This is a genomic window from Phyllobacterium sp. YR620 (assembly GCF_900104165.1).
Lineage (GTDB): Bacteria > Pseudomonadota > Alphaproteobacteria > Rhizobiales > Rhizobiaceae > Phyllobacterium > Phyllobacterium pellucidum.
Genome location: NZ_FNJP01000001.1, coordinates 841,807 through 860,225, shown reverse-complemented (window position 1 = coordinate 860,225; position 18,419 = coordinate 841,807). Strand labels below are relative to the sequence as shown.

At 61.6% G+C, this 18,419-nt stretch carries 17 protein-coding genes; 7 read left to right on the top strand and 10 right to left on the bottom strand.

Going from position 1 to position 18,419, the window contains the following annotated elements:
* Positions 1-16 precede the first annotated feature (16 nt).
* From BLR72_RS03985 to BLR72_RS03975, 3 genes are read left to right on the top strand one after another with little or no spacing between them, the layout of a single operon-like run.
* A complete protein-coding gene (locus BLR72_RS03985; RefSeq protein ID WP_091945304.1) occupies positions 17-964 on the top strand; it encodes an ABC transporter permease in 948 nt (315 codons plus the stop codon).
* A complete protein-coding gene (locus BLR72_RS03980; protein ID WP_210183715.1) occupies positions 961-1,812 on the top strand; it encodes an ABC transporter permease in 852 nt (283 codons plus the stop codon). Before BLR72_RS03985 ends, BLR72_RS03980 begins: the two co-directional genes overlap by 4 nt.
* Complete coding sequence (locus BLR72_RS03975) at positions 1,812-3,437, top strand: ABC transporter ATP-binding protein (RefSeq protein ID WP_091945298.1); 1,626 nt, start codon at positions 1,812-1,814, stop codon at positions 3,435-3,437. Before BLR72_RS03980 ends, BLR72_RS03975 begins: the two co-directional genes overlap by 1 nt.
* 36 nt (positions 3,438-3,473) lie before the next feature.
* On the opposite strand, the gene cbiB is transcribed toward BLR72_RS03975, so the two are convergent.
* Genes cbiB through cobA form a run of 4 tightly spaced genes read right to left on the bottom strand, consistent with a single transcriptional unit; the run spans position 3,474 to position 7,633 of the window.
* Entirely contained in the window at positions 3,474-4,454 is a 981-nt protein-coding gene (cbiB, locus tag BLR72_RS03970) for an adenosylcobinamide-phosphate synthase CbiB (protein WP_091945295.1), read from the bottom strand.
* A 29-nt stretch (positions 4,455-4,483) separates the two neighbouring features.
* The gene (gene cobD, locus BLR72_RS03965; RefSeq protein WP_091945292.1) at positions 4,484-5,494 is read right to left on the bottom strand and encodes a threonine-phosphate decarboxylase CobD; all 1,011 of its coding nucleotides are present in this window, start codon (positions 5,492-5,494) and stop codon (positions 4,484-4,486) included.
* Between the two features lie 4 nt (positions 5,495-5,498).
* Positions 5,499-6,797, bottom strand: a complete 1,299-nt coding sequence (locus BLR72_RS03960) for a cobyrinate a,c-diamide synthase (protein ID WP_091945289.1) — start codon at positions 6,795-6,797, stop codon at positions 5,499-5,501.
* On the bottom strand, positions 6,794-7,633 hold the full coding sequence (cobA, locus tag BLR72_RS03955) for a uroporphyrinogen-III C-methyltransferase (RefSeq protein WP_091945286.1): 840 nt from the start codon (positions 7,631-7,633) through the stop codon (positions 6,794-6,796). The genes BLR72_RS03960 and cobA overlap by 4 nt, the downstream gene beginning before the upstream one ends.
* 103 nt (positions 7,634-7,736) lie before the next feature.
* On the opposite strand from cobA, the gene BLR72_RS03950 reads away from it, so the two are divergent.
* Together BLR72_RS03950 and BLR72_RS03945 are read left to right on the top strand one after the other, a co-directional pair.
* A complete protein-coding gene (locus BLR72_RS03950) occupies positions 7,737-8,852 on the top strand; it encodes a cobalt-precorrin-5B (C(1))-methyltransferase (RefSeq protein WP_091945283.1) in 1,116 nt (371 codons plus the stop codon).
* Positions 8,839-9,588 carry a cobalt-precorrin-6A reductase gene (locus tag BLR72_RS03945; RefSeq protein WP_091945280.1) on the top strand — a complete coding sequence of 250 codons (750 nt, stop codon included), beginning with the start codon at positions 8,839-8,841 and terminating at the stop codon, positions 9,586-9,588. The genes BLR72_RS03950 and BLR72_RS03945 overlap by 14 nt, the downstream gene beginning before the upstream one ends.
* Here BLR72_RS03945 and cobM read toward each other — a convergent pair.
* The 3 genes from cobM to BLR72_RS03930 are packed head-to-tail and all read right to left on the bottom strand — an operon-like array spanning position 9,580 to position 11,173.
* Entirely contained in the window at positions 9,580-10,341 is a 762-nt protein-coding gene (cobM, locus tag BLR72_RS03940) for a precorrin-4 C(11)-methyltransferase (RefSeq protein ID WP_091945277.1), read from the bottom strand. The genes BLR72_RS03945 and cobM overlap by 9 nt on opposite strands.
* A 14-nt stretch (positions 10,342-10,355) precedes the next feature.
* Entirely contained in the window at positions 10,356-10,745 is a 390-nt protein-coding gene (locus BLR72_RS03935) for a cobalamin biosynthesis protein (protein WP_091945274.1), read from the bottom strand.
* Positions 10,742-11,173, bottom strand: a complete 432-nt coding sequence (locus BLR72_RS03930; protein WP_027231771.1) for a tellurite resistance TerB family protein — start codon at positions 11,171-11,173, stop codon at positions 10,742-10,744. The genes BLR72_RS03935 and BLR72_RS03930 overlap by 4 nt, the downstream gene beginning before the upstream one ends.
* Before the next feature lie 171 nt (positions 11,174-11,344).
* Here BLR72_RS03930 and BLR72_RS03925 point away from each other — a divergent pair, with 171 nt between their 5' ends.
* A complete protein-coding gene (locus BLR72_RS03925) occupies positions 11,345-12,133 on the top strand; it encodes a TSUP family transporter (protein WP_091945271.1) in 789 nt (262 codons plus the stop codon).
* Positions 12,134-12,271: 138 nt separating this feature from the next.
* On the top strand, positions 12,272-12,916 hold the full coding sequence (locus tag BLR72_RS03920; RefSeq protein ID WP_091945268.1) for a glutathione S-transferase family protein: 645 nt from the start codon (positions 12,272-12,274) through the stop codon (positions 12,914-12,916).
* Positions 12,917-12,952: 36 nt separating this feature from the next.
* On the opposite strand, the gene cobO is transcribed toward BLR72_RS03920, so the two are convergent.
* From cobO to cobW, 3 genes are read right to left on the bottom strand one after another with little or no spacing between them, the layout of a single operon-like run.
* Positions 12,953-13,591 carry a cob(I)yrinic acid a,c-diamide adenosyltransferase gene (gene cobO / locus BLR72_RS03915; RefSeq protein ID WP_027231774.1) on the bottom strand — a complete coding sequence of 213 codons (639 nt, stop codon included), beginning with the start codon at positions 13,589-13,591 and terminating at the stop codon, positions 12,953-12,955.
* A 26-nt stretch (positions 13,592-13,617) separates the two neighbouring features.
* On the bottom strand, positions 13,618-17,349 hold the full coding sequence (gene cobN, locus BLR72_RS03910) for a cobaltochelatase subunit CobN (RefSeq protein WP_091945266.1): 3,732 nt from the start codon (positions 17,347-17,349) through the stop codon (positions 13,618-13,620).
* Positions 17,350-17,361: 12 nt separating this feature from the next.
* Positions 17,362-18,417, bottom strand: coding sequence for a cobalamin biosynthesis protein CobW (gene cobW / locus BLR72_RS03905; protein ID WP_091945263.1), 1,056 nt, complete (start codon positions 18,415-18,417; stop codon positions 17,362-17,364).
* Positions 18,418-18,419: the final 2 nt, after the last annotated feature.

The window sequence follows — 18,419 nt, the reverse complement described above, 5'->3', positions numbered from 1 at the left end:
GCCACCCGCGCTCCTTATGCTGAACTACGCCGTAAAGCGCATCCTCATTGGCCTTGCGACAGTATTCGCCGCGTCGATCGTCGTCTTCGCCATGCTGGAAATCGTTCCGGGCGACCCCGCGCGGCTCATGCTCGGCATGAATGCGACAGAAGATGCGGTTCACGCCCTGCAAGAGCAGATGGGTCTCAACCAGCCGCTTCTAGCGCGCTACTTCCATTGGCTGGGCGGCCTCCTGACCGGCGACCTCGGCCGGTCCTATACCTATTCGGTTCCGGTGGTCGATCTAATTGTCGAGCGCGTCGCAGTATCCCTGCCGCTCGCCCTCATATCGCTCGTGCTCTCGACGGCAATCGCATTGCCCGTCGCTCTTTATTCAGCCTCGCGGCGCGGGACGGTTGCCGATACCGCAAGCATGGGCGTCGCCCAGATTGGCGTCGCCATCCCGAACTTCTGGTTTGCCCTCCTCCTCGTTTATGTTTTTGCCGTGACACTGCGGCTTCTGCCCGCGGGCGGTTTTCCCGGCTGGAGTGCCGGCATCTGGCCGGCGTTGAAGGCGCTCATATTGCCATCGATCGCACTCGCATTGCCGCAGGCGGCGATCCTCGCGCGCGTCGCCCGCTCCGCCCTCCTCGACGTGCTTGGCGAAGACTATATCCGCACCGCGCGAGCCAAGGGGCTCACTAGGCGCGGCGTTCTTTACCGCCATGCCCTGCGCAATGCACTCATCCCGATCCTGACCGTTATCGGGCTGCAATTCGCCTTTCTGCTCGCCGGAACAATCATCATCGAGAATGTCTTCTACCTTCCCGGATTAGGGCGGCTGGTGTTTCAGGCCATTACCCAGCGCGACCTTATCGTCGTTGAAGGCGTTGTGATGTTGCTGGTCGCGACGGTCATCCTCATCAACCTCGTCGTCGATCTTTCCTATGCCATCGTCGATCCGCGTCTGCGGAGCCGCGCATGACCGCCTCCCCATGGCAGGAAGGGATGTCCAAGGCGATCGGCAACCGGTCGTTTCTGGTCGGCCTGATGATCACCGGCGTCGTTGCCGTCATGGCCGCCCTCTCCTTCGTATGGACTCCCTACGCCGTAGGGACGCTCGACATTGCCGGCAAGTTGAAGCCGCCCTCCTGGAGCCACTGGCTCGGCACCGACCATTATGGCCGCGACATCCTGTCGATGATCATGGTCGGCAGCCGCAACTCGATTGCGGTCGCCTTCGTCTCGGTTGCGATCGGCCTCGCGATCGGCGTGCCGCTCGGGCTTTGGGCCGCAGCGCGAGGCGGCTGGATCGACGAACTGCTCATGCGGCTCAACGACCTGGTGTTTGCTTTTCCCGCACTGCTTTCAGCGGTGATGATAACCGCGGTCTTCGGACCCGGCGCGATCAACGCCATTATCGCCATCGGCATATTCAACATCCCGGTCTTCGCCCGCGTCGCCCGCGGCGCGGCGCTGTCCCTTTGGCCGCGCGAATTTATTCTCGGCGCGCGTGCCTGCGGCAAGGGTGCGGCGCGCATTACGATCGAGCATGTCCTGCCCAACATCGCCAATCTCCTTGTGGTCCAGGCGACCATACAGTTCTCGCTGGGCATTCTCGCCGAAGCCGGGCTCTCCTATGTCGGCCTCGGTTCGCAGCCGCCGATGCCAAGCTGGGGTCGCATGCTGTTCGAAGCCCAGACCATGGTCGGTCTTGCTCCGCACATGGCGCTGTTTCCGGGTCTTGCCATCGTCATTACGGTGCTTGGCCTCAACCTCCTTGGTGACGGCCTGCGCGATGTACTTGATCCACGATTGCGACGGGAGCGCTGATGGCTCCCCTCCTTGACATCAAGGGCCTGCGGCTGACGATTGGTGGCGTCCCTGTGCTGAACGGCATCGACCTCGCTATCGAACCCGGAGAAATCCGCGCGCTCGTTGGCGAATCCGGCTCCGGCAAGTCGATGACCGCGCTTAGCGTCATGAAGCTTCTGCCCAATGGCGCCCGCGCCGGGGGCCAGATCCGCTTCAACGGCACCGACATTCTTGCAGCGAGCGAGGCCGAAATGTGCCGCTTGCGCGGTGACGACATCGGCATGGTTTTCCAGGAACCGATGACGGCGCTCAACCCGATGAAGACGATCGGAGAACAGGTCGCCGAAGGCATCAGATTGCATACAGGCGCGAGCCGTGCCGTGGCGGAAGAACGAACGCGCGCCATCCTTGACCGCGTCGGCCTGCCGGCCGCGAAATTTCCGCTCGGCCGTTATCCGCACGAGCTTTCGGGCGGCCAGCGTCAACGCGTGGTCATTGCCATCGCCTGCGCGCTAAAGCCGAAGCTGCTGATCGCCGACGAACCGACGACTGCACTGGACGTCGTGCTGCAGGCACAGATTCTCGATCTGTTGCAGAACCTCGTCCGGGACGAGAAAATGGGCATGCTCCTCATCAGCCACGATCTGGCGGTCGTCGCCGATGTCGCCGATAGCATCACCATTCTACGACACGGCGAAGTCATGGATCGCGGCGAGACCACGCAAATCCTGACGGAACAGGCGCATCCCTATACGCGCCAGCTGGCGCAAGCCTCGATGCACGTGCCGGATCGGTCGCGCCCCCACATCGCGCAAGACGACGGACCGCTCCTTTCAGTCCGCAATGTCGCGCGCATCTACCCCGGCACGCGCACCGGGTTGTTCGCAAGAAGCGAGCCGACGATTGCGGTCGACGATGTAAGCTTCGAGCTCGAGCCCGGCCAATCCATGGCCCTTGTCGGGCGCTCTGGTTGCGGCAAGTCCACGTTGGCACGCATGGTTCTGGCCTTGGACAAGCCGTCGCACGGCGACATCGTCCTGTCCGGACGGCGGATCGACAATCTCGGCGAAGCAGCGCTGCGCCCGGCACGGCGGCACATGCAGGTCGTGTTTCAGGATCCTTACGGTTCGTTTAACCCACGTCACAAAGCCGGGCGTCTGGTGGCCGAACCCCTCTTTCTCTTCGATACACCACTCTCGCAGGGCGAGACACGTGAACGGATCGACACCGCGCTTGAACGCGTCGGGATCGCGCCGAAAGATCGCGACAAGTACCCGCATGAATTCTCCGGCGGCCAGCGGCAGCGCCTCGCCATCGCCCGCGCCATCATCACCGAGCCGAAGCTGGTGGTGGCGGACGAACCAGTTTCGGCCCTCGATGTCTCGATCCGCGCCCAGATACTCGACCTTTTCGCCGATTTGAATGGCCGCCTCGGCATCGCCTATCTGTTCATTACCCATGATCTCGCCGTGGCACGCGCGATAACGGATAGTGTCATGGTGATGGCTGATGGCAGGATCGTCGAACGAGGCCGGACGGACGAGGTGCTGCGCCATCCGCAGTCCGACGCCGGGCGGGCATTGGTGGACGCCTCCCCCGATTTGCACAGGTCGCTGGCCCGCCGCATTGGCGAACAGGGATAACGCCGGCAGGCCGGGTCGACGTTCCGCCAGGAGCCGCTAAAGCAGCAAACCAAACAGGAAAAGCACCAGGACGACGCCAGTCAATGCGGCGGTCGCAACGCCGAAAATATCCAGCGCATCGTCGATATTGTCGGCGCCGGCATCGCGGCGGCCGGCACCATTGAGCATGGGCTCATTGGCGACTTCGCCGCCATAGACCCGCGGCCCCGCCAGTGCGACCTCGATCGCCCCGGCCATCGCCGCCTCGGGCCAGCCGGCATTGGGCGAGCGGTGGAGGCGCGCGTCCCGCATCATGACGTTGAAGGAGCGCAGTGCCGCGTCGTAACCATGGACGATCCACGCCGCCCCCGAAATCAGGAGGCCCGTCAGCCTTGCCGGAATCCAGTTGGCAACATCGTCGAGCTTTGCGGCAAACCGCCCGAAATCGCGATGGCGGTCATTGAGATGGCCGATCATGGAATCGGCGGTATTGAGCATTTTGTAAGCCAGCAGGCCGGGGAGCCCGAGCAGCGCGAACCAGAAAGCCGGCGCGACGATACCATCCGACGTATTCTCGGCGAGACTTTCGATCGCCGCGCGGCTGACGGCGGCATCGTCAAGCGTTTCAGGATCGCGGCCGACGATCATGGAAACGGCGCGCCGGGCGCCGACGATGCCTTCCTCACGCAGCGCAACGGCAACGCGGCTCACATGATCGGCAAGGCTCTTCTGGGCAAGGAACACGGCGACGATCAGTGCTTCGATCAGTTCGCCAAAGGGCGGGATCGTCCGCAGTGCAAGGTAAATCAGCAATCCTGCAGCGGCGGCGATTACAAGCAGACCGAGCGTGACGACAAAACCGTCGCGCCGGCGCTCCTCATCGGATTTCGAAGATGTGTTGAATCGCTTGTCGGCAAATTCGATGGCCTTGCCGAAGAGCACGATCGGGTGCGGCACGCGCTCCCAGAGCCATTCCGGATCGCCGAAATAGCGGTCGGCAAGGAGTGCAAGAAACAAGATCAAAAGATTGATTTCCATAAGTGAATCGATCCTGTTGAATCAAAATGTCAGCCGCCGACTCGCGCGAGCGCCGCATCAAGACGCTGCCGCAGCTTGTACGCCGCTTTGTCATCCAATGGCAGACCAAAACGCAACCATTGTGGCGCATAGGCAAATTTTCTTGTGAGGACATGTTCATGGCACATCGCTTCGTGCAGCCGCTGCGCCTGTCTGAACTCGACCAGCGAGAACAACATCGTTCCACCAAATTCCGCAAGGCCAGCATCGCCAAGCACGTCGGAAAGCAACCGCCGGCGCAGGCGCAGCCGATCCGTAAAGGCATTGAGCAACTGGCGATTTGAAAAGGCGTGCGTTGCTATCGCAAGCGCCGGCCCCGATGCCGCCCAGGGACCCAGACGGCGCGTCAAAGCGCGGGCGACGTCACCATTGGTCAGCGCAAATCCAAGCCGCAAGCCACCGAGGCCGAAAAACTTGCCGAAGGATTTGAGCACGACCAAACCGGCCATGCCGGCATACCGGGCAACGCTCGTTTCGGGATGCGGATCGGCAAAGGCTTCGTCCACGATCAAAAACCCGCCTTTTGCCGCCAGGCGACGTGCGAGTTCGAGGAGGACATCGGCGGCGATCACCCGGCCGTCAGGATTGTTGGGGTTGACGATCACGGCGACACTTGCCGATTGCGGAACATCCTCGACATTGCGGCAATCCGAAATCATCCAGCCTGCATCGAGAAACGAAACCTGATGTTCCTGATAGGTCGGGCCAAGAATCGCAACCTCGCCTTTACCGGCAATATCGGGGAGCAGCTGGATAAGCGCTTGCGTGCCTGGCGCCGCGACGACGTGCGCTGCCGTTCCCGCGCCGTAATGATCCCTTGCTGCGGCAAGCGTGGCCGCGAGCAGCTTCTCGTCGGGAAGCCTGTTCCAGATATCAGGCGCAATGGCAGGCAACGGGAATATCTCTGGATTGATCCCGGTCGACAGGTCAATCCAGACTTCCCGCACTCCGCCAAAACGCTCGATGGCGCGGTCGAGTGCGCCCCCATGTTCGATCCGCATCGACCTACCCTGCCAAATCAATGATATGCATATAAGAACCGCTCACCGAACCAACGCGCAAGCCAGCTTCGCCAAGGTCTTCGCCTAGCGCATCGCTGACGCGGAAAAGCCGCGGCGCATCGCCTTCGTGCACGATGCTCGCATAGTGGAATTCATGCGCAGTCAAGGACGCAGCGAAAGGCGATGCCGCCAGAGGCGTCAGGCGGCGATAACCGAGGTGGAGCTTGCGCCTGGCGAAGCTCGTCTCGACCGGCAAAAGGCCAAGCATCCTGTGGGCGACGCCCTCGGCGTCCTCTATGCTGGTCCCAAGCACCATGTAGCCGCCGCACTCGCCATAGATCGGCATCCCGCTCAACGCCGCCTCGCGCATTCCCGCGGTGAAAGCGGAAGCCGAAGCAAGTTTGCCGGCGTGCAGTTCGGGATAACCGCCGGGCAGATAGACCGCATCACACCCAGTTGGCGGCGCTTCGTCGGCAAGTGGCGAAAACAAGTGGATTTCGGCGCCGCGACGTCGCCAGCCATCGAGCAGATGCAGGTAGGAGAAAGCAAAGGCGTTGTCGTAGGCGACCGCAATGCGCTGGCCGAGCGGCGGAAAGCGCGCGACATTGGCCATGGAAGCGCTCGGACCATAGCTGCCGGCGATCTGCTCGAGGCGCTTAAGATCGACGCTTTTACCGATGAGCGCAGCGGCATAGTCGACAAAGGCGTCAAGGTCAGCATGTTCGCCTGCCTGAACTAGTCCGAGATGCCTTTCCGGAAGCCGCAGGCGCGGGTCACGCGGCAGGACGCCGATTACGGGAATGCCGACCGGTTCGAGCGCCGACCGCAACATCGCTTCGTGGCGAGGACTGCCCACGCGGTTGAGAATCAGCCCCGCTATCATCACGTTGCGGCGAAAATCACGAAAGCCGCTGACAAGCGCCGCAATCGAGTGTGACTGCCGGGCGCAATCGACAACGAGGATCACCGGCAGCGACAAATGCGTTGCAAGGTCGGCGGCAGAACCGCGCCCGTCGATCGCCCCGTCGAAGAGGCCCATCATGCCCTCGACGACAAGCAATTTGGCGCCTTCCGTATGGCGCGCGGCCAAGGCGCTGATCAGATCGCGCCGCATGGCCCAAGGATCGAGATTGAGGCAAGGCGCGCCGCTTGCCACCGCATGATAGGCAGGATCGATATAGTCCGGCCCGGCCTTTGCCGGAGCGATCTCGACGCCGAGATCGCGAAGTGCACGCAGGAGACCGAGCGTAACGGTGGTCTTGCCGCTCCCGGACGCCGGCGCGGCAATAAGCAAGCCTTTCATCCCGCATCCTTTTCCCGGCGGGTCCCAAGCGGATCCTGGGTCAGCACCCGGCCCTCGATGGCGCCGAGCCAGTCGAGCGCCGCACGAAGGCGCACCACTTCACCCACGACGACGATTGCCGGGGGACGAAGGCCGGCGCGTTCGACTTCGGCCTGCGCATATTCGAGCGTCGTTTCCAGAACCTGCTGTTCGCCTGTCGTCGCGTTGCAGACGAAGGCGATGGGTTCGCTCTTCTTGCGTCCGGCGGCTATCAGTCGCGACGCAATCAGACCGATATGTTTCATCGCCATGTACATGACGATGACAGAGGAACCCTTTGAAATGCTGGTCCAATCCATCGAATCTGGCACGAGTCCGGTCGCGTCATGACCGGTGAGGAATGTGACGCTCTGGTTGGTCTCGCGGTGGGTGACCGGAATGCCCGCATAGGCAAGGCCGCCAATGCCCGCGGTTATGCCGGGGACAATGCGGAAGGGCACCCCATACTCGACGAGGGTCAGCGCCTCTTCACCGCCGCGCCCGAAGACGAAAGGGTCGCCCCCCTTCAGCCGCAACACCCTCTTGCCCGCTTTGGCGAGCTCAACCAGGCGGAGCGAAATATCGCGCTGTTGCGGTGACGGCTTGCCGCCGCGCTTGCCTGCATATTCGAGCGTCGCGCCGGAATGGGCATAGGAAAGACAGTCTTCATTGACGAGGGCATCATAGACGATCACGTCTGCCTGCTCGAGCGCATTGACCGCGTGCAGGGTCAAGAGACCCGGATCGCCGGGGCCCGCTCCGACGAGCCACACGTGCCCGGGCTCGAATTTCGGCAGCCTAGATTTCATTGTGCCCATCGCTTACTCCAGTCTTTTGCGCATAGCACAATTTTTCCGAGAGCAAGCATGAACTTATCGGAAAAATCATGCAACGGGCGATGGAGCCCGCTATAAGGAGCCCATGAACGACGAACCCGATGCCGGGCTGCGCAAACCCGACGAGACCAAGGAACGACCATTGCGGCGCGGATGGACCACGGGCGCCTGCGCCACGGCGGCCACGAAGGCAGCGCTGATCGCCTTGATCACCGGCGAGTTCCCCGATCCAGTCGCCATCATTCTTCCGAAGGGCGAGGTGCCGCACTTTCAGCTCGCAATCGAATCGATCGGCGACGGCTACGCCATGGCCGGCATTGTCAAAGACGCGGGGGATGATCCTGATGTCACGCATGGTGCGACGATAATCTCCACCGTCTTCCCGGCTCCGCCCGGAAGCGGCATCCAGTTTGTCGCCGGCGAAGGCGTGGGCACGGTCACCCTGCCCGGCCTTCCGATTCCGCCCGGCGAGGCCGCGATTAATCCGGTTCCGCGCGAGATGATGAAGAAAATCTGCGAAGAGATTTGTGCTCAATACGAATTGCCTACAGACCTTGTGATTACCATTTCGGTGCCGGAGGGCGAGGACCTCGCCAAGAAGACCTGGAACCCTCGCCTCGGCATCGTCGGCGGCATTTCGATCCTCGGCACCACGGGGGTCGTTCACCCCTTCTCGTGCTCGTCATGGATCCACTCGATCCATCGCGGCATCGACGTTTCACGTGCGGCAGGCCTTACCCATGTGCTCGCGGCAACTGGTTCCACCTCCGAAGATGCGGCGCAGGCAATTTACCACCTGCCCGAAATCGCGCTGCTCGACATGGGGGATTTTGCCGGCGGCTTGCTCAAATATCTGCGCGTCCACCCCATCGACCGGCTGACTATTGCCGGCGGTTTTGCCAAGCTTACGAAACTTGCGCAAGGGGCGCTTGATCTTCACTCCGCGCGCAGTCAGGTCAGCATGGAATTCCTCGCCGATGAGGCGACCAGGCTCGGCTTGAAGCCTGACATGAGGCAGCGGATTCTCGATGCAAATACCGCGCAGGAAGTCCTTGAACTGACTCAAGAACTTGGCATAGACCTCGCCGCCACCATCGCGGTGAAGGCCAGGGAAACTGCCATCGCCACCCTCAAGGGGGCCCCGGTAGATGTCGAAGTCATCGTGACGGACCGCAAGGGAGCAATCCTTGCCCGCGTCTGAACGGCCGATCCTCATTCTTGGGGGAACGGCTGAAGCCTCCAAACTTGCAACCCGCCTCACGGAGAGCGGCTACCGCGTCATATCTTCGCTCGCCGGACGCACGAAGGACCCGGCGAGGCCCGAGGGCGAAGTGCGAATCGGCGGCTTTGGCGGTGTAGCGGGCCTTTGCGACTATATCGCCGGGCAGCACGTGGCCCTCCTCATAGACGCCACGCATCCCTTTGCGACGCAGATTTCGGACAATGCGATCGCAGCCGCCGCTGCGACGGATCTGCCTTTCGTGCGATTGGAGAGGCCGGCCTGGCTGCAACGGCCGGGCGACGCGTGGACGACCGCCATGACGCTCGAAGAGGCGGTAGCGGCGATCCCAACCCGGGCACGCGTGCTGCTTGCGCTCGGCCGGCAGCACATCGCGCCGTTTGCGCGCCGCGGTGACGTGCATTTCGTCGTCAGGATGATCGATCCGCCGGAAGTGCCCCTCGGCCTCATCGACTACGAACTGGAGTTGTCCAAACCCGGCAGTCTTGAGGAGGAAACAGCCTTCCTTAAAGCAAAACGGCTGTCGCACATCGTGTGCCGCAATTCCGGCGGCACGGCATCCTACGCGAAGATAAGGGCCGCACGCGAACTCGGCTTGCCGGTGATCGTGATCGAGCGTCCGCATCGCCCGGGCGCCAATACGGTCCCGGACATCGACGGCGTTATCGAATTCGTCGAGGCAAATCTCTCATTCTGAGCGCTGGCGCAAGCTGTGGCTGTGGCCCTTGTTGTAGAGGGCCGAGTCGCGAAATGCATCGGCCGCGAGGCCGCGACCGACAAAGATCATCGCGGAACGGGTGAGACCGGAGGCAGCGATCTTGCCGCCGATATCGTCAAGTGTCCCGTGAATGAACTGCTCGTCCGGCCAGCCCACCCGATAAGCAACAATGACCGGGCAATCTGCGCCATAAAGCGGCGTCAATTCGGTCTCGATACGCTGAAGGTTGCGGATCGACAGATGGATCACGAGCGTCGCGCCGGATTTGCCAAGCGTCTGCAGATCCTCCCCCTCCGGCATGGCCGAAGATTTCATCGACGTGCGCGTGAGGATGATCGTCTGGCAAACCTCCGGTACGGTCAGCTCTTTCTTGAGCGCGGCTGCGGCTGCGGCAAATGCCGGCACCCCCGGCGTGACATCATAATCGATGCCGAGCGAATCGAGCCGGCGCATCTGCTCGGCCACCGCCCCGTAAATCGACGGATCGCCGGAGTGGACGCGCGCGACATCCTTGCCTTCCGCATGGGCTTTCTCGAACTCGGCGACGATCTCATCGAGCGTGAGCGAAGAGGTGTCGACCACCCTCGCCCCGGATGGCGCCTCCGCCACCATTTCCGGCGGCACGAGCGATCCCGCATAAAGGCAGACCGGGCAGGACTGGATGAGTTTCAGCCCGCGAACTGTGATAAGGTCTGGCGCCCCTGGCCCGGCGCCGATGAAATGAACTGTCATGATGAGCCTGTCGCCTAATTCTTCACCGCAAGCGCCGCGGTCGCATGCGCCGATTTGGTCTTGCCGACGAGCAATATGCTATCAGGACCGGCGCCGACAAGCGCCGCTGCCTCTGCCACTCCATGACAGCCCATGAGCGCAAACACCCTTTCGGACGGGTTGAGGAGGCGCGGCGTCTGCTCCTCTAGCAATTGCGCACCGAAACATTCGAGCCGGAGGCCTAGTCCGTGTGCCGCCAAGACGATGGCCGGCTCGCCTGCGCGCTGGTCGATCGAGTAGACACCCTTCAGATCCTTTGCGGCAATCCCTGCCTGCTCCAGCACCTTCCTCGCCAGTGCCGAAACTTCCTCGGGTGCACAGCCCCGTTCGCACCCGAGGCCAAGCGCGTAGCCCCGCGACGTCATCCGCGGTTCTTGTGCAATTCTTCCGGGGTAACGCCAAGCAGCCCGGCCGTCGTGCGGATCAGGTTTGCTTCCTTCGGGTCGAGATCGTTATCGGCGTTGGCGATCGTAAGAAGATGGCGCAAGAGTTGCACCTTGCGCTCGAATGGCACGTCCGAAAATGCCAGCACCGCCTGCTTGCTCGTCGTTTCGTAACCAAAATCCTTGAGATATTCCGCGACCTCGGCGAATTCATCGCGCGGAATGCCGAAATCCGTCTCGGCAATGCCGAGGATTGCAGCATATTCGGTTTTGTCGGTCTTGCCGTCGGCCAGCGCGACGTGCAACAGCAGCAACAATTCGGCGGTCAGCACCGGGTCGTCGGCGACCTTCTGTACCGCGCTTTTCGCCCCAAAAAATTCACTGATCCGGTCAAAAATACTTTCGCTCATCGTATCCCCGCGTTCTGTCGCAAAAACGATTGCAGTGCAGCGCGCCGAATTCAAGTGCCGAAACAACACACTGTCGGCCGATTCGAACACGGTTGCGCGACCCGGCGTGAAAATTGCTCGCCAACGAAGCAGATCCGTCTATGGTCCCGCCCCGTCGCAGCGAGAATCCAGATGTCCGCCTTCTTCGAAAACATACCCATCCTTCTGATCATTGCCGCCTTTGCCGCAGGCTTCATCGACTCGATCGCCGGCGGCGGCGGGTTGATCACCGTGCCTGCGCTGCTACTTGCAGGCTTTTCGCCGGTAGAATCGCTCGGCACCAACAAGTTGCAATCGCTGTTCGGATCGGCATCGGCAACGATTGCCTATGCGCAGAAGGGTTTTGTGCATCCGAGCAAGCAACTCCCCTCGGCATTGATGTCGGCGATCGGCGGCGTGGCGGGTGCACTTCTCGCCGGGTTCCTGCCGGGCGATGTATTGCGCGCTTTCCTGCCTATCCTGCTGATCGCCATCGCCATCTATTTCGCGGTAAAGCCGAACATGGGGGACGTCGATCGTGCCCAGCGCATCACGCCTTTCATGTTCGGCATAGCCGTCGTGCCGCTCATCGGCTTCTATGACGGCCTGTTCGGTCCGGGGACGGGATCGTTTTTCATGTTGAGCTTTGTTTCTCTGGGCGGCTTCGGGATTTTGAAGGCGACGGCCAATACCAAGCTTCTCAACTTCGCCTCCAATCTCGGTGGCTTCGTCACCTTCGCCTTCCTTGGAGTGATCAACTGGAAAGTCGGATTGCTGATGGGCATTGCCCAGTTTGCCGGTGCCCGCGTCGGCGCGGGCCTGGCCATGCAGATCGGCGCAAGGATCATCAAGCCCTTGCTTATCATCGTGTGCCTGGCGCTCGCCGCAAAACTCTTGCTGGACGCCGACAATCCGCTGCGCGTCTGGCTCGCGCACAGCTGAGATTGGGCGGACGTTCCTCGGGAGTTCGCGGCCTTCTTGTAACGAATGAAAATAGTTCACGACCGGTGTCGATTTCCGGCAAACTCATTCGTCACGAAGGGAAGCGAAAGAATTCTCCCAGGCAAGGAAACGAATGCGATGACAATCACTATCACAGCATTTGAACGATCGCCCGATGGCGGCAAGGGATTGGCGCGCGATACGCGCGTTCGTTGGGCGCTGGAAGAAGTCGGACAACCCTATGAGGTTCGTCTCGTTTCCTTCGCAGAGATGAAGGAGCCAGCCCATCTGGCCCTGCATCCCTTCGGCCAGATCCCAACCTATGAGGAAGGTCCACTGTCGCTGTTCGAGACGGGCTCGATCATCTTGCATCTTGCTGAGCAGCATGAGGGCCTGCTGCCGAAGGAAAAGAATGCCCGCGCACGTGCGATCACGTGGATGTTTGCAGCACTTAACACCGTTGAGCCGCCGATCCTCGAATTGACGACGGCAAGAATATTCGAAAGTGACAGACTCTGGAGCGCCGAGCGCCTGCCATTGGTAAAGGACCGTGTCCGCGCTCCACTTCACAAGCTCTCGGCTCACTTGGGCGCCGACGAGTGGCTTGATGACAGGTTCAGCGCGGGTGATCTGTTGATGGTTTCAGTTCTGCTGCGACTGAGACTGTCGGGCATTCTGGACGAATATCAAAACCTCGCCGCCTACGTGGCTCGTGGGGAAGCCCGGCCCGCCTATAGACGCGCTTTCGCCGCGCAATATGCGATCAACGCACCATCGGCCTGACATACTAACGCATGGAATTGAGCCAGCAGCTACGGCCTAGAACTCGATGCCCTTCTGCGCCTTGATGCCGGAGCGGAAAGGATGCTTGATCATCTCCATCTCGGTAACGAGATCGGCGAACTCGATAAGCTCGTCCTTGGCGTTCCGTCCGGTAATGATCACGTGTTTCATGTGGGGCTTCTGCTTCAGGACGTCGATGATCTCTTCGACGGGAAGATAGTCGTAGCGCAGCGCGATGTTGAGTTCGTCACACAGGACGAGTTCGGTCTCGTCATCGAGGATCATTGTCTTGGCCTGCTCCCAGGCATTGCGCGCCATGGCGATATCGCGGGCGCGATCCTGGGTTTCCCAGGTGAAGCCTTCGCCCATGGCCGAGATCGTCACCTGGTCTGGAAATTTCTCCAGAACCCAGCGCTCTCCCGTATCCCAGGAGCCTTTGACGAACTGGACGACGCCGATCTTCATGCCATGACCGAGTGCGCGAAAGACGACGCCGAACCCTGCGGTCGATTTGCCCTTGCCCTTCCCCGTATTGACGATGACGAGGCCCTTCTCGTCCGTCTTGGTGGCAAGAATCTTGTCGCGCACCGCTTTCTTCTTGCGCATCTTGTCCGCGTGGCGCTCGTTGATTTCCTCTTCGGTCATGTTCAGAAGTTTCTGTGATTTTTCAGACATTTGGCGTTTCCTTCAGATTCTTTTTATCAGGCCGCGAGCCGGCTCAGCTCAAAGCGTGCCGAATTGGAACGCGGCGTCCAGAAACCGCGTTCGACCGCTTCTTCGAGTTTCGCGGCCATCTCGCGCAAGGCATGCGGGTTCTTTTCATTGAGGAAGGCGCGCACATTGTCATCGACCAGGAATGCCTGGTACACCGCCTCGAAGTGGTGATTGCCCACTGCGCCGGTCGTGGCGGCAAAAGCGAAAAGATAGTCCACCGTCGCCGCCATCTCGAATGCGCCCTTGTAGCCATGGCGCATTACGCCGCTGATCCATTTCGGGTTGGTGACACGGCCGCGCACTGTCCGGGCGATCTCCTCGTCCAGCGTGCGGATGATTGGCTTTTCAGGACGCGAATGGTCATTATGGTAGATCGTCGGCTGCGCGCCCGAAAGGCGCTCGACCGCCGCCGACATGCCGCCCTCGAACTGGTAATAGTCGTCAGAATCGAGAAGATCATGCTCGCGATTGTCCTGGTTTTGCACCACGGCCTCGACCGAACGCAAGCGCTCTTCGAGCAATCCGCGCTCGGCGCGTCCGTCCTCGCCCGCTCCGTAGGCATAACCGCCCCAGACGAGCCACGCCTCAGCGAGGTCATCGCGCCTGTCCCAGCGCTTTTCGTCGATCAGGGTTTGCAATCCCGCCCCATAGGCGCCGGGCTTCGAACCGAAGACGCGAAATCCGGCACGCTGCCGGGCCGTCTTCTCATCGATTCCCTCGCCAAGCATCCGTTCGCGTTCGCTGCGCATGCGCGCCGCGATCGGATTGTCCGCAGCGTCCTCGTCAAGTCCACCAACCGCCCGCACCGCAGTGTCGAACAGCGCGATCTGATCGGGAAACGCATCGCGGAAGAAACCCGATATGCGCAAGGTGACATCGACGCGGGGGCGGCCGAGCATTGCAATGGGCACTATTTCGTAGCCGGTGACCCGGCGCGATGCCATGTCCCAGACCGGCTTGACCCCGATCAGGGCAAGGGCCTGCGCAATATCGTCGCCGCCGGTGCGCATGTTGGAGGTGCCCCAGGCCGTCAGACCAAACGATGTCGGCCACTCGCCATGGTCCTGCGTATAACGGCGGATAAGGAGATCGGCCGACTTCTGCCCAAGTTCCCACGCGGCCGGTGTCGGCACGGCGCGGCTGTCGATCGAAAAGAAATTGCGGCCCGTGGGCAATACGTCCGGCCGGCCCCGCGTCGGCGCGCCGGAGGGTCCCGGCGCGACAAACCGGCCATCAAGTGCCCGGAACAGGCCGTCCATTTCGGCCTCGCCGCAGTCCGCCACGGCCGGCCCGAGTGTCGCCCGTATGCCCTCAAGCACGGCGTTAGTCGCAACCCAATCGGGTGGACACGGCGTCTCCTCGGCAACAAGCCGTGCGGCGAGCAACTCGATGCGTTCCACCGTATCACCGGCGATACGCCAATTGGCGTCCGATTGCAGCGCCAGACATTCCGGTCGCGGTCCGTGCCAGACCGCTGCCATATCGCAATCCAGCGGGTCAAAGCCGTCGAGCCCGAGATCGCGGGCGATCGCGCGCTGCAGGCTTTGGTCTGCGCCGATGCCGGAGCCGCGCGGCACGCGGGCAAGCGCAACCACGAGATCCGTCAAAAGCCGCCCCTGCGGCGATTGCCCGAATATATGGAGGCCGTCGCGGATCTGCATTTCCTTGAGATCGCAGAGATAGGCATCGAGCTTCTGCAGCGCGAGGTCGTCGGCATCGTGGTCATGGATACCGGCATCGTGGTCGAGCCCGATATCGCGCACCAGATCGAGGATCTGCACCTTGAGCCGCACCAGCCGGCGCGGATCGACGCCGGACGCTTCATAATATTCATCGACAAGCGCTTCTAGATCCTTGAGCGGCCCATAACTCTCGGCGCGCGTCAGCGGCGGCGTCAGATGGTCGATGATGACGGCCGAGGACCGGCGCTTCGCCTGCGTGCCCTCGCCCGGGTCGTTGACGATGAACGGGTAGATGTGCGGGATCGGCCCAAGCACCGCTTCCGGGTAACAGGTTTCGGAAAGTGCCAGCGATTTGCCGGGCAGCCATTCAAGGTTGCCGTGCTTGCCGACATGGACGATCGCATGCGCTCCATAGACCTCGCGCAGATAGGCGTAAAAAGCGAGATAGCCGTGCGGCGGAACGAGATCAGGAGAGTGATAGCTATCCTTCGGATCGATATTGTAGCCGCGCGCCGGCTGGATCCCGACGAGGGTTTCGCCAAAGCGGGCAAGCGGCAGCGCGAATGCTTCTCTTCCCTCAAGGAAAAACGGATCGGCTTCCGGCTTTCCCCAGCGTTCGGTGACGGCTCGCTGAATCGGGATCGGAAGGGATGCCAGGAAACGATTGTAATGATTCAGAGAAATGGTTTCGCGAATCTCGCGGCCGTCGCTTGCCGCATTGGTCGGCCCGGCCATCAGGTGTTTTATAAGTGCATCGCCATCCGCCGGAATGTCCGCGACCGCATAGCCTTGCTTCATCATCTCGGTAAGCACATGCCAGGTTCCGGCCGGCGTATCGAGGCCGACGCCATTGCCGAGCCGTCCATCGCGATTGGGATAGTTGGCCATCACCAGCGCGACACGCCTCCCCCCCGCCGCCGCGCGCCTGAGCGCCGACCAGTTCGCCGTAAGTTCAGCCACGAATCCGATGCGGTCCGGCATGGGCTCATGCGTGACGATATTGGCTTCGACAGCCTCATCGAACGTCCGTGCCGACTTGAACGAGACGGCGCGGGTGAGAACCCGCCCGTCCACTTCCGGCAACGCGACATTCATGGCGAGATCACGGGCAGACAGACCCTGATCGGAAGCGCGCCACTGCTCGGCGCTCGATCCTGAAAAAATTACCTGTAGAACGACCGCGCCATCATGTTCGAGCACGGTGGGCTTGCGCGCAGCGCCGGGCGCCGAAACGGCAAATCCCGTGGCGTTGAGGACGACGATGGGTGCCGCCTCGCCGAATATGCTTTCAAGCGTCGCTATGGAAACCGGGTCTTTCAGGCTCGATACAAACACCGGCAAGGGATTGAGACCCTTGAGCCTCAAGGCATCGACCAGCGCCTCGACCGGCTGGGTCTGTCCGCTCTGCACCAGTGCGCGGTAAAAGCAGATGGCAACGATCGATGCATCCGCCTGCCAATGCGACCGCAACAGGTCGAGCGATGGCGCGGGCTCGCCGGGCCACCACAGGCCTGCCTTCAGCAGTGGCGCCGCCTCCTGCGGTTTCTCGGCTCCCTCGACAATCGCGCCGCAATAGTCGAGAAAACGGCTCGCGTTCTGCGCGCCGCCCTCGAGCAGATAGTGCCAGAGTGCGTCGCGATCCTGACGCGGCACCGTCGAAAAGCGATCAAGGCCGGGATCGGGTTTGTCGTCGCCCGGAAGAACCGCCAGTTGCACCTTGTGATTGATCGCGCAGGCGTGGAGCGCTTCAAGGCCATAAGGCCAGTAGCTCTCGCCGCCGATGATGCGCACGACAATCAGTTTGGCGTGACGCGCGGTGCGTTCGACATAGGCATCGACCGACATCGGATGCGCCAGCGCCATCATGTTGGCGAGGCGCAAGGAGAGCCCTTCGCCATTGTGGCGCTGGGCCGAGGCAAGGCTGGCCAGTTCGGTGTCGGCCGCTGAAAGAAAAAGCACATCTCCCGGCGTCTGGCCGAGATCGATTGCCTCGGTGCCTTCGGCTATCGTGCCTTTCTGGGCAAGCAGGAGATGCATCAGTCTTCCTTATCAGGCGGCAGCCGCCGCGTTCATCGCCGATTCGATGGCGACCGCGTCGATATCGTGAAGGCCGATGACGACGAGCCGTGTCTGCCGCTCCTCGCCCGGATGCCAGCTGCGATCGAAATAATGCTCGATGCGCGAGCCTACCGCCTGGACAACGAGGCGCATCGGCTTGCCCGGAACATCGACGAAGCCCTTGAGGCGCAGAACGTCGTGATCGGCGATCACGCCTTTCAGCTTCTCGACAAAAGTCTTCGGCTCGGAAACCGGCCCGAGGCCAACGACGAAGCTCTCGAATTCGTCATGGCTGTGTTCCTCGCCGGCTTCATGCTCCATCTCGTGATGCGACTTGCGGTTGGCAATATCCTGCTCGGTACCGACGCCAAGGCCAAGCAGCAGTTGGTTGCTGATCCTGCCGAAGCTAGCGGGGATCATGTTGAGGGCACGTACCGAACGGCTTTGTACGTCGCCCTTCACCCCGTCGAGTTCATCGCCGCTGATGAGGTCGGTCTTGTTGAGAATGATGAGATCCGCTGCACGGATCTGGTCCTCGAAGAGTTCTTCGAGCGGGCTCTCATGGTCGAGCGATTCGTCCTGCGACCGCTGCGCGTCGACCTTGTCGTGATCGTCGGCAAAGCGACCTTCCGAAACTGCGGCGGCATCGATCACGGTCACGACGCCGTCAACTGTTACCTGCGTCTTGATTTCCGGCCAGTTGAATGCCGCCACCAGCGGTTGCGGGAGCGCAAGGCCCGAAGTTTCGATGACGATATGATCAGGACGATCGGGACGATCGAGCAGTTTCGTCATGGTCGGGATGAAATCATCAGCCACGGTGCAGCAGATGCAGCCATTGTTGAGTTCGATCACATCCTCGTCGCGACAAGCCTCGATACCGCAGCCCTTGAGCAACCCGCCATCGACGCCGAGATCGCCGAATTCATTGATGATCAGCGCAATGCGCTTGCCATCGGCATTCTCGAGCAGATTGCGGATCATCGTCGTCTTGCCCGAACCAAGGAAGCCGGTGATGACCGTTGCCGGAATCTTCTGACCCTGCATGT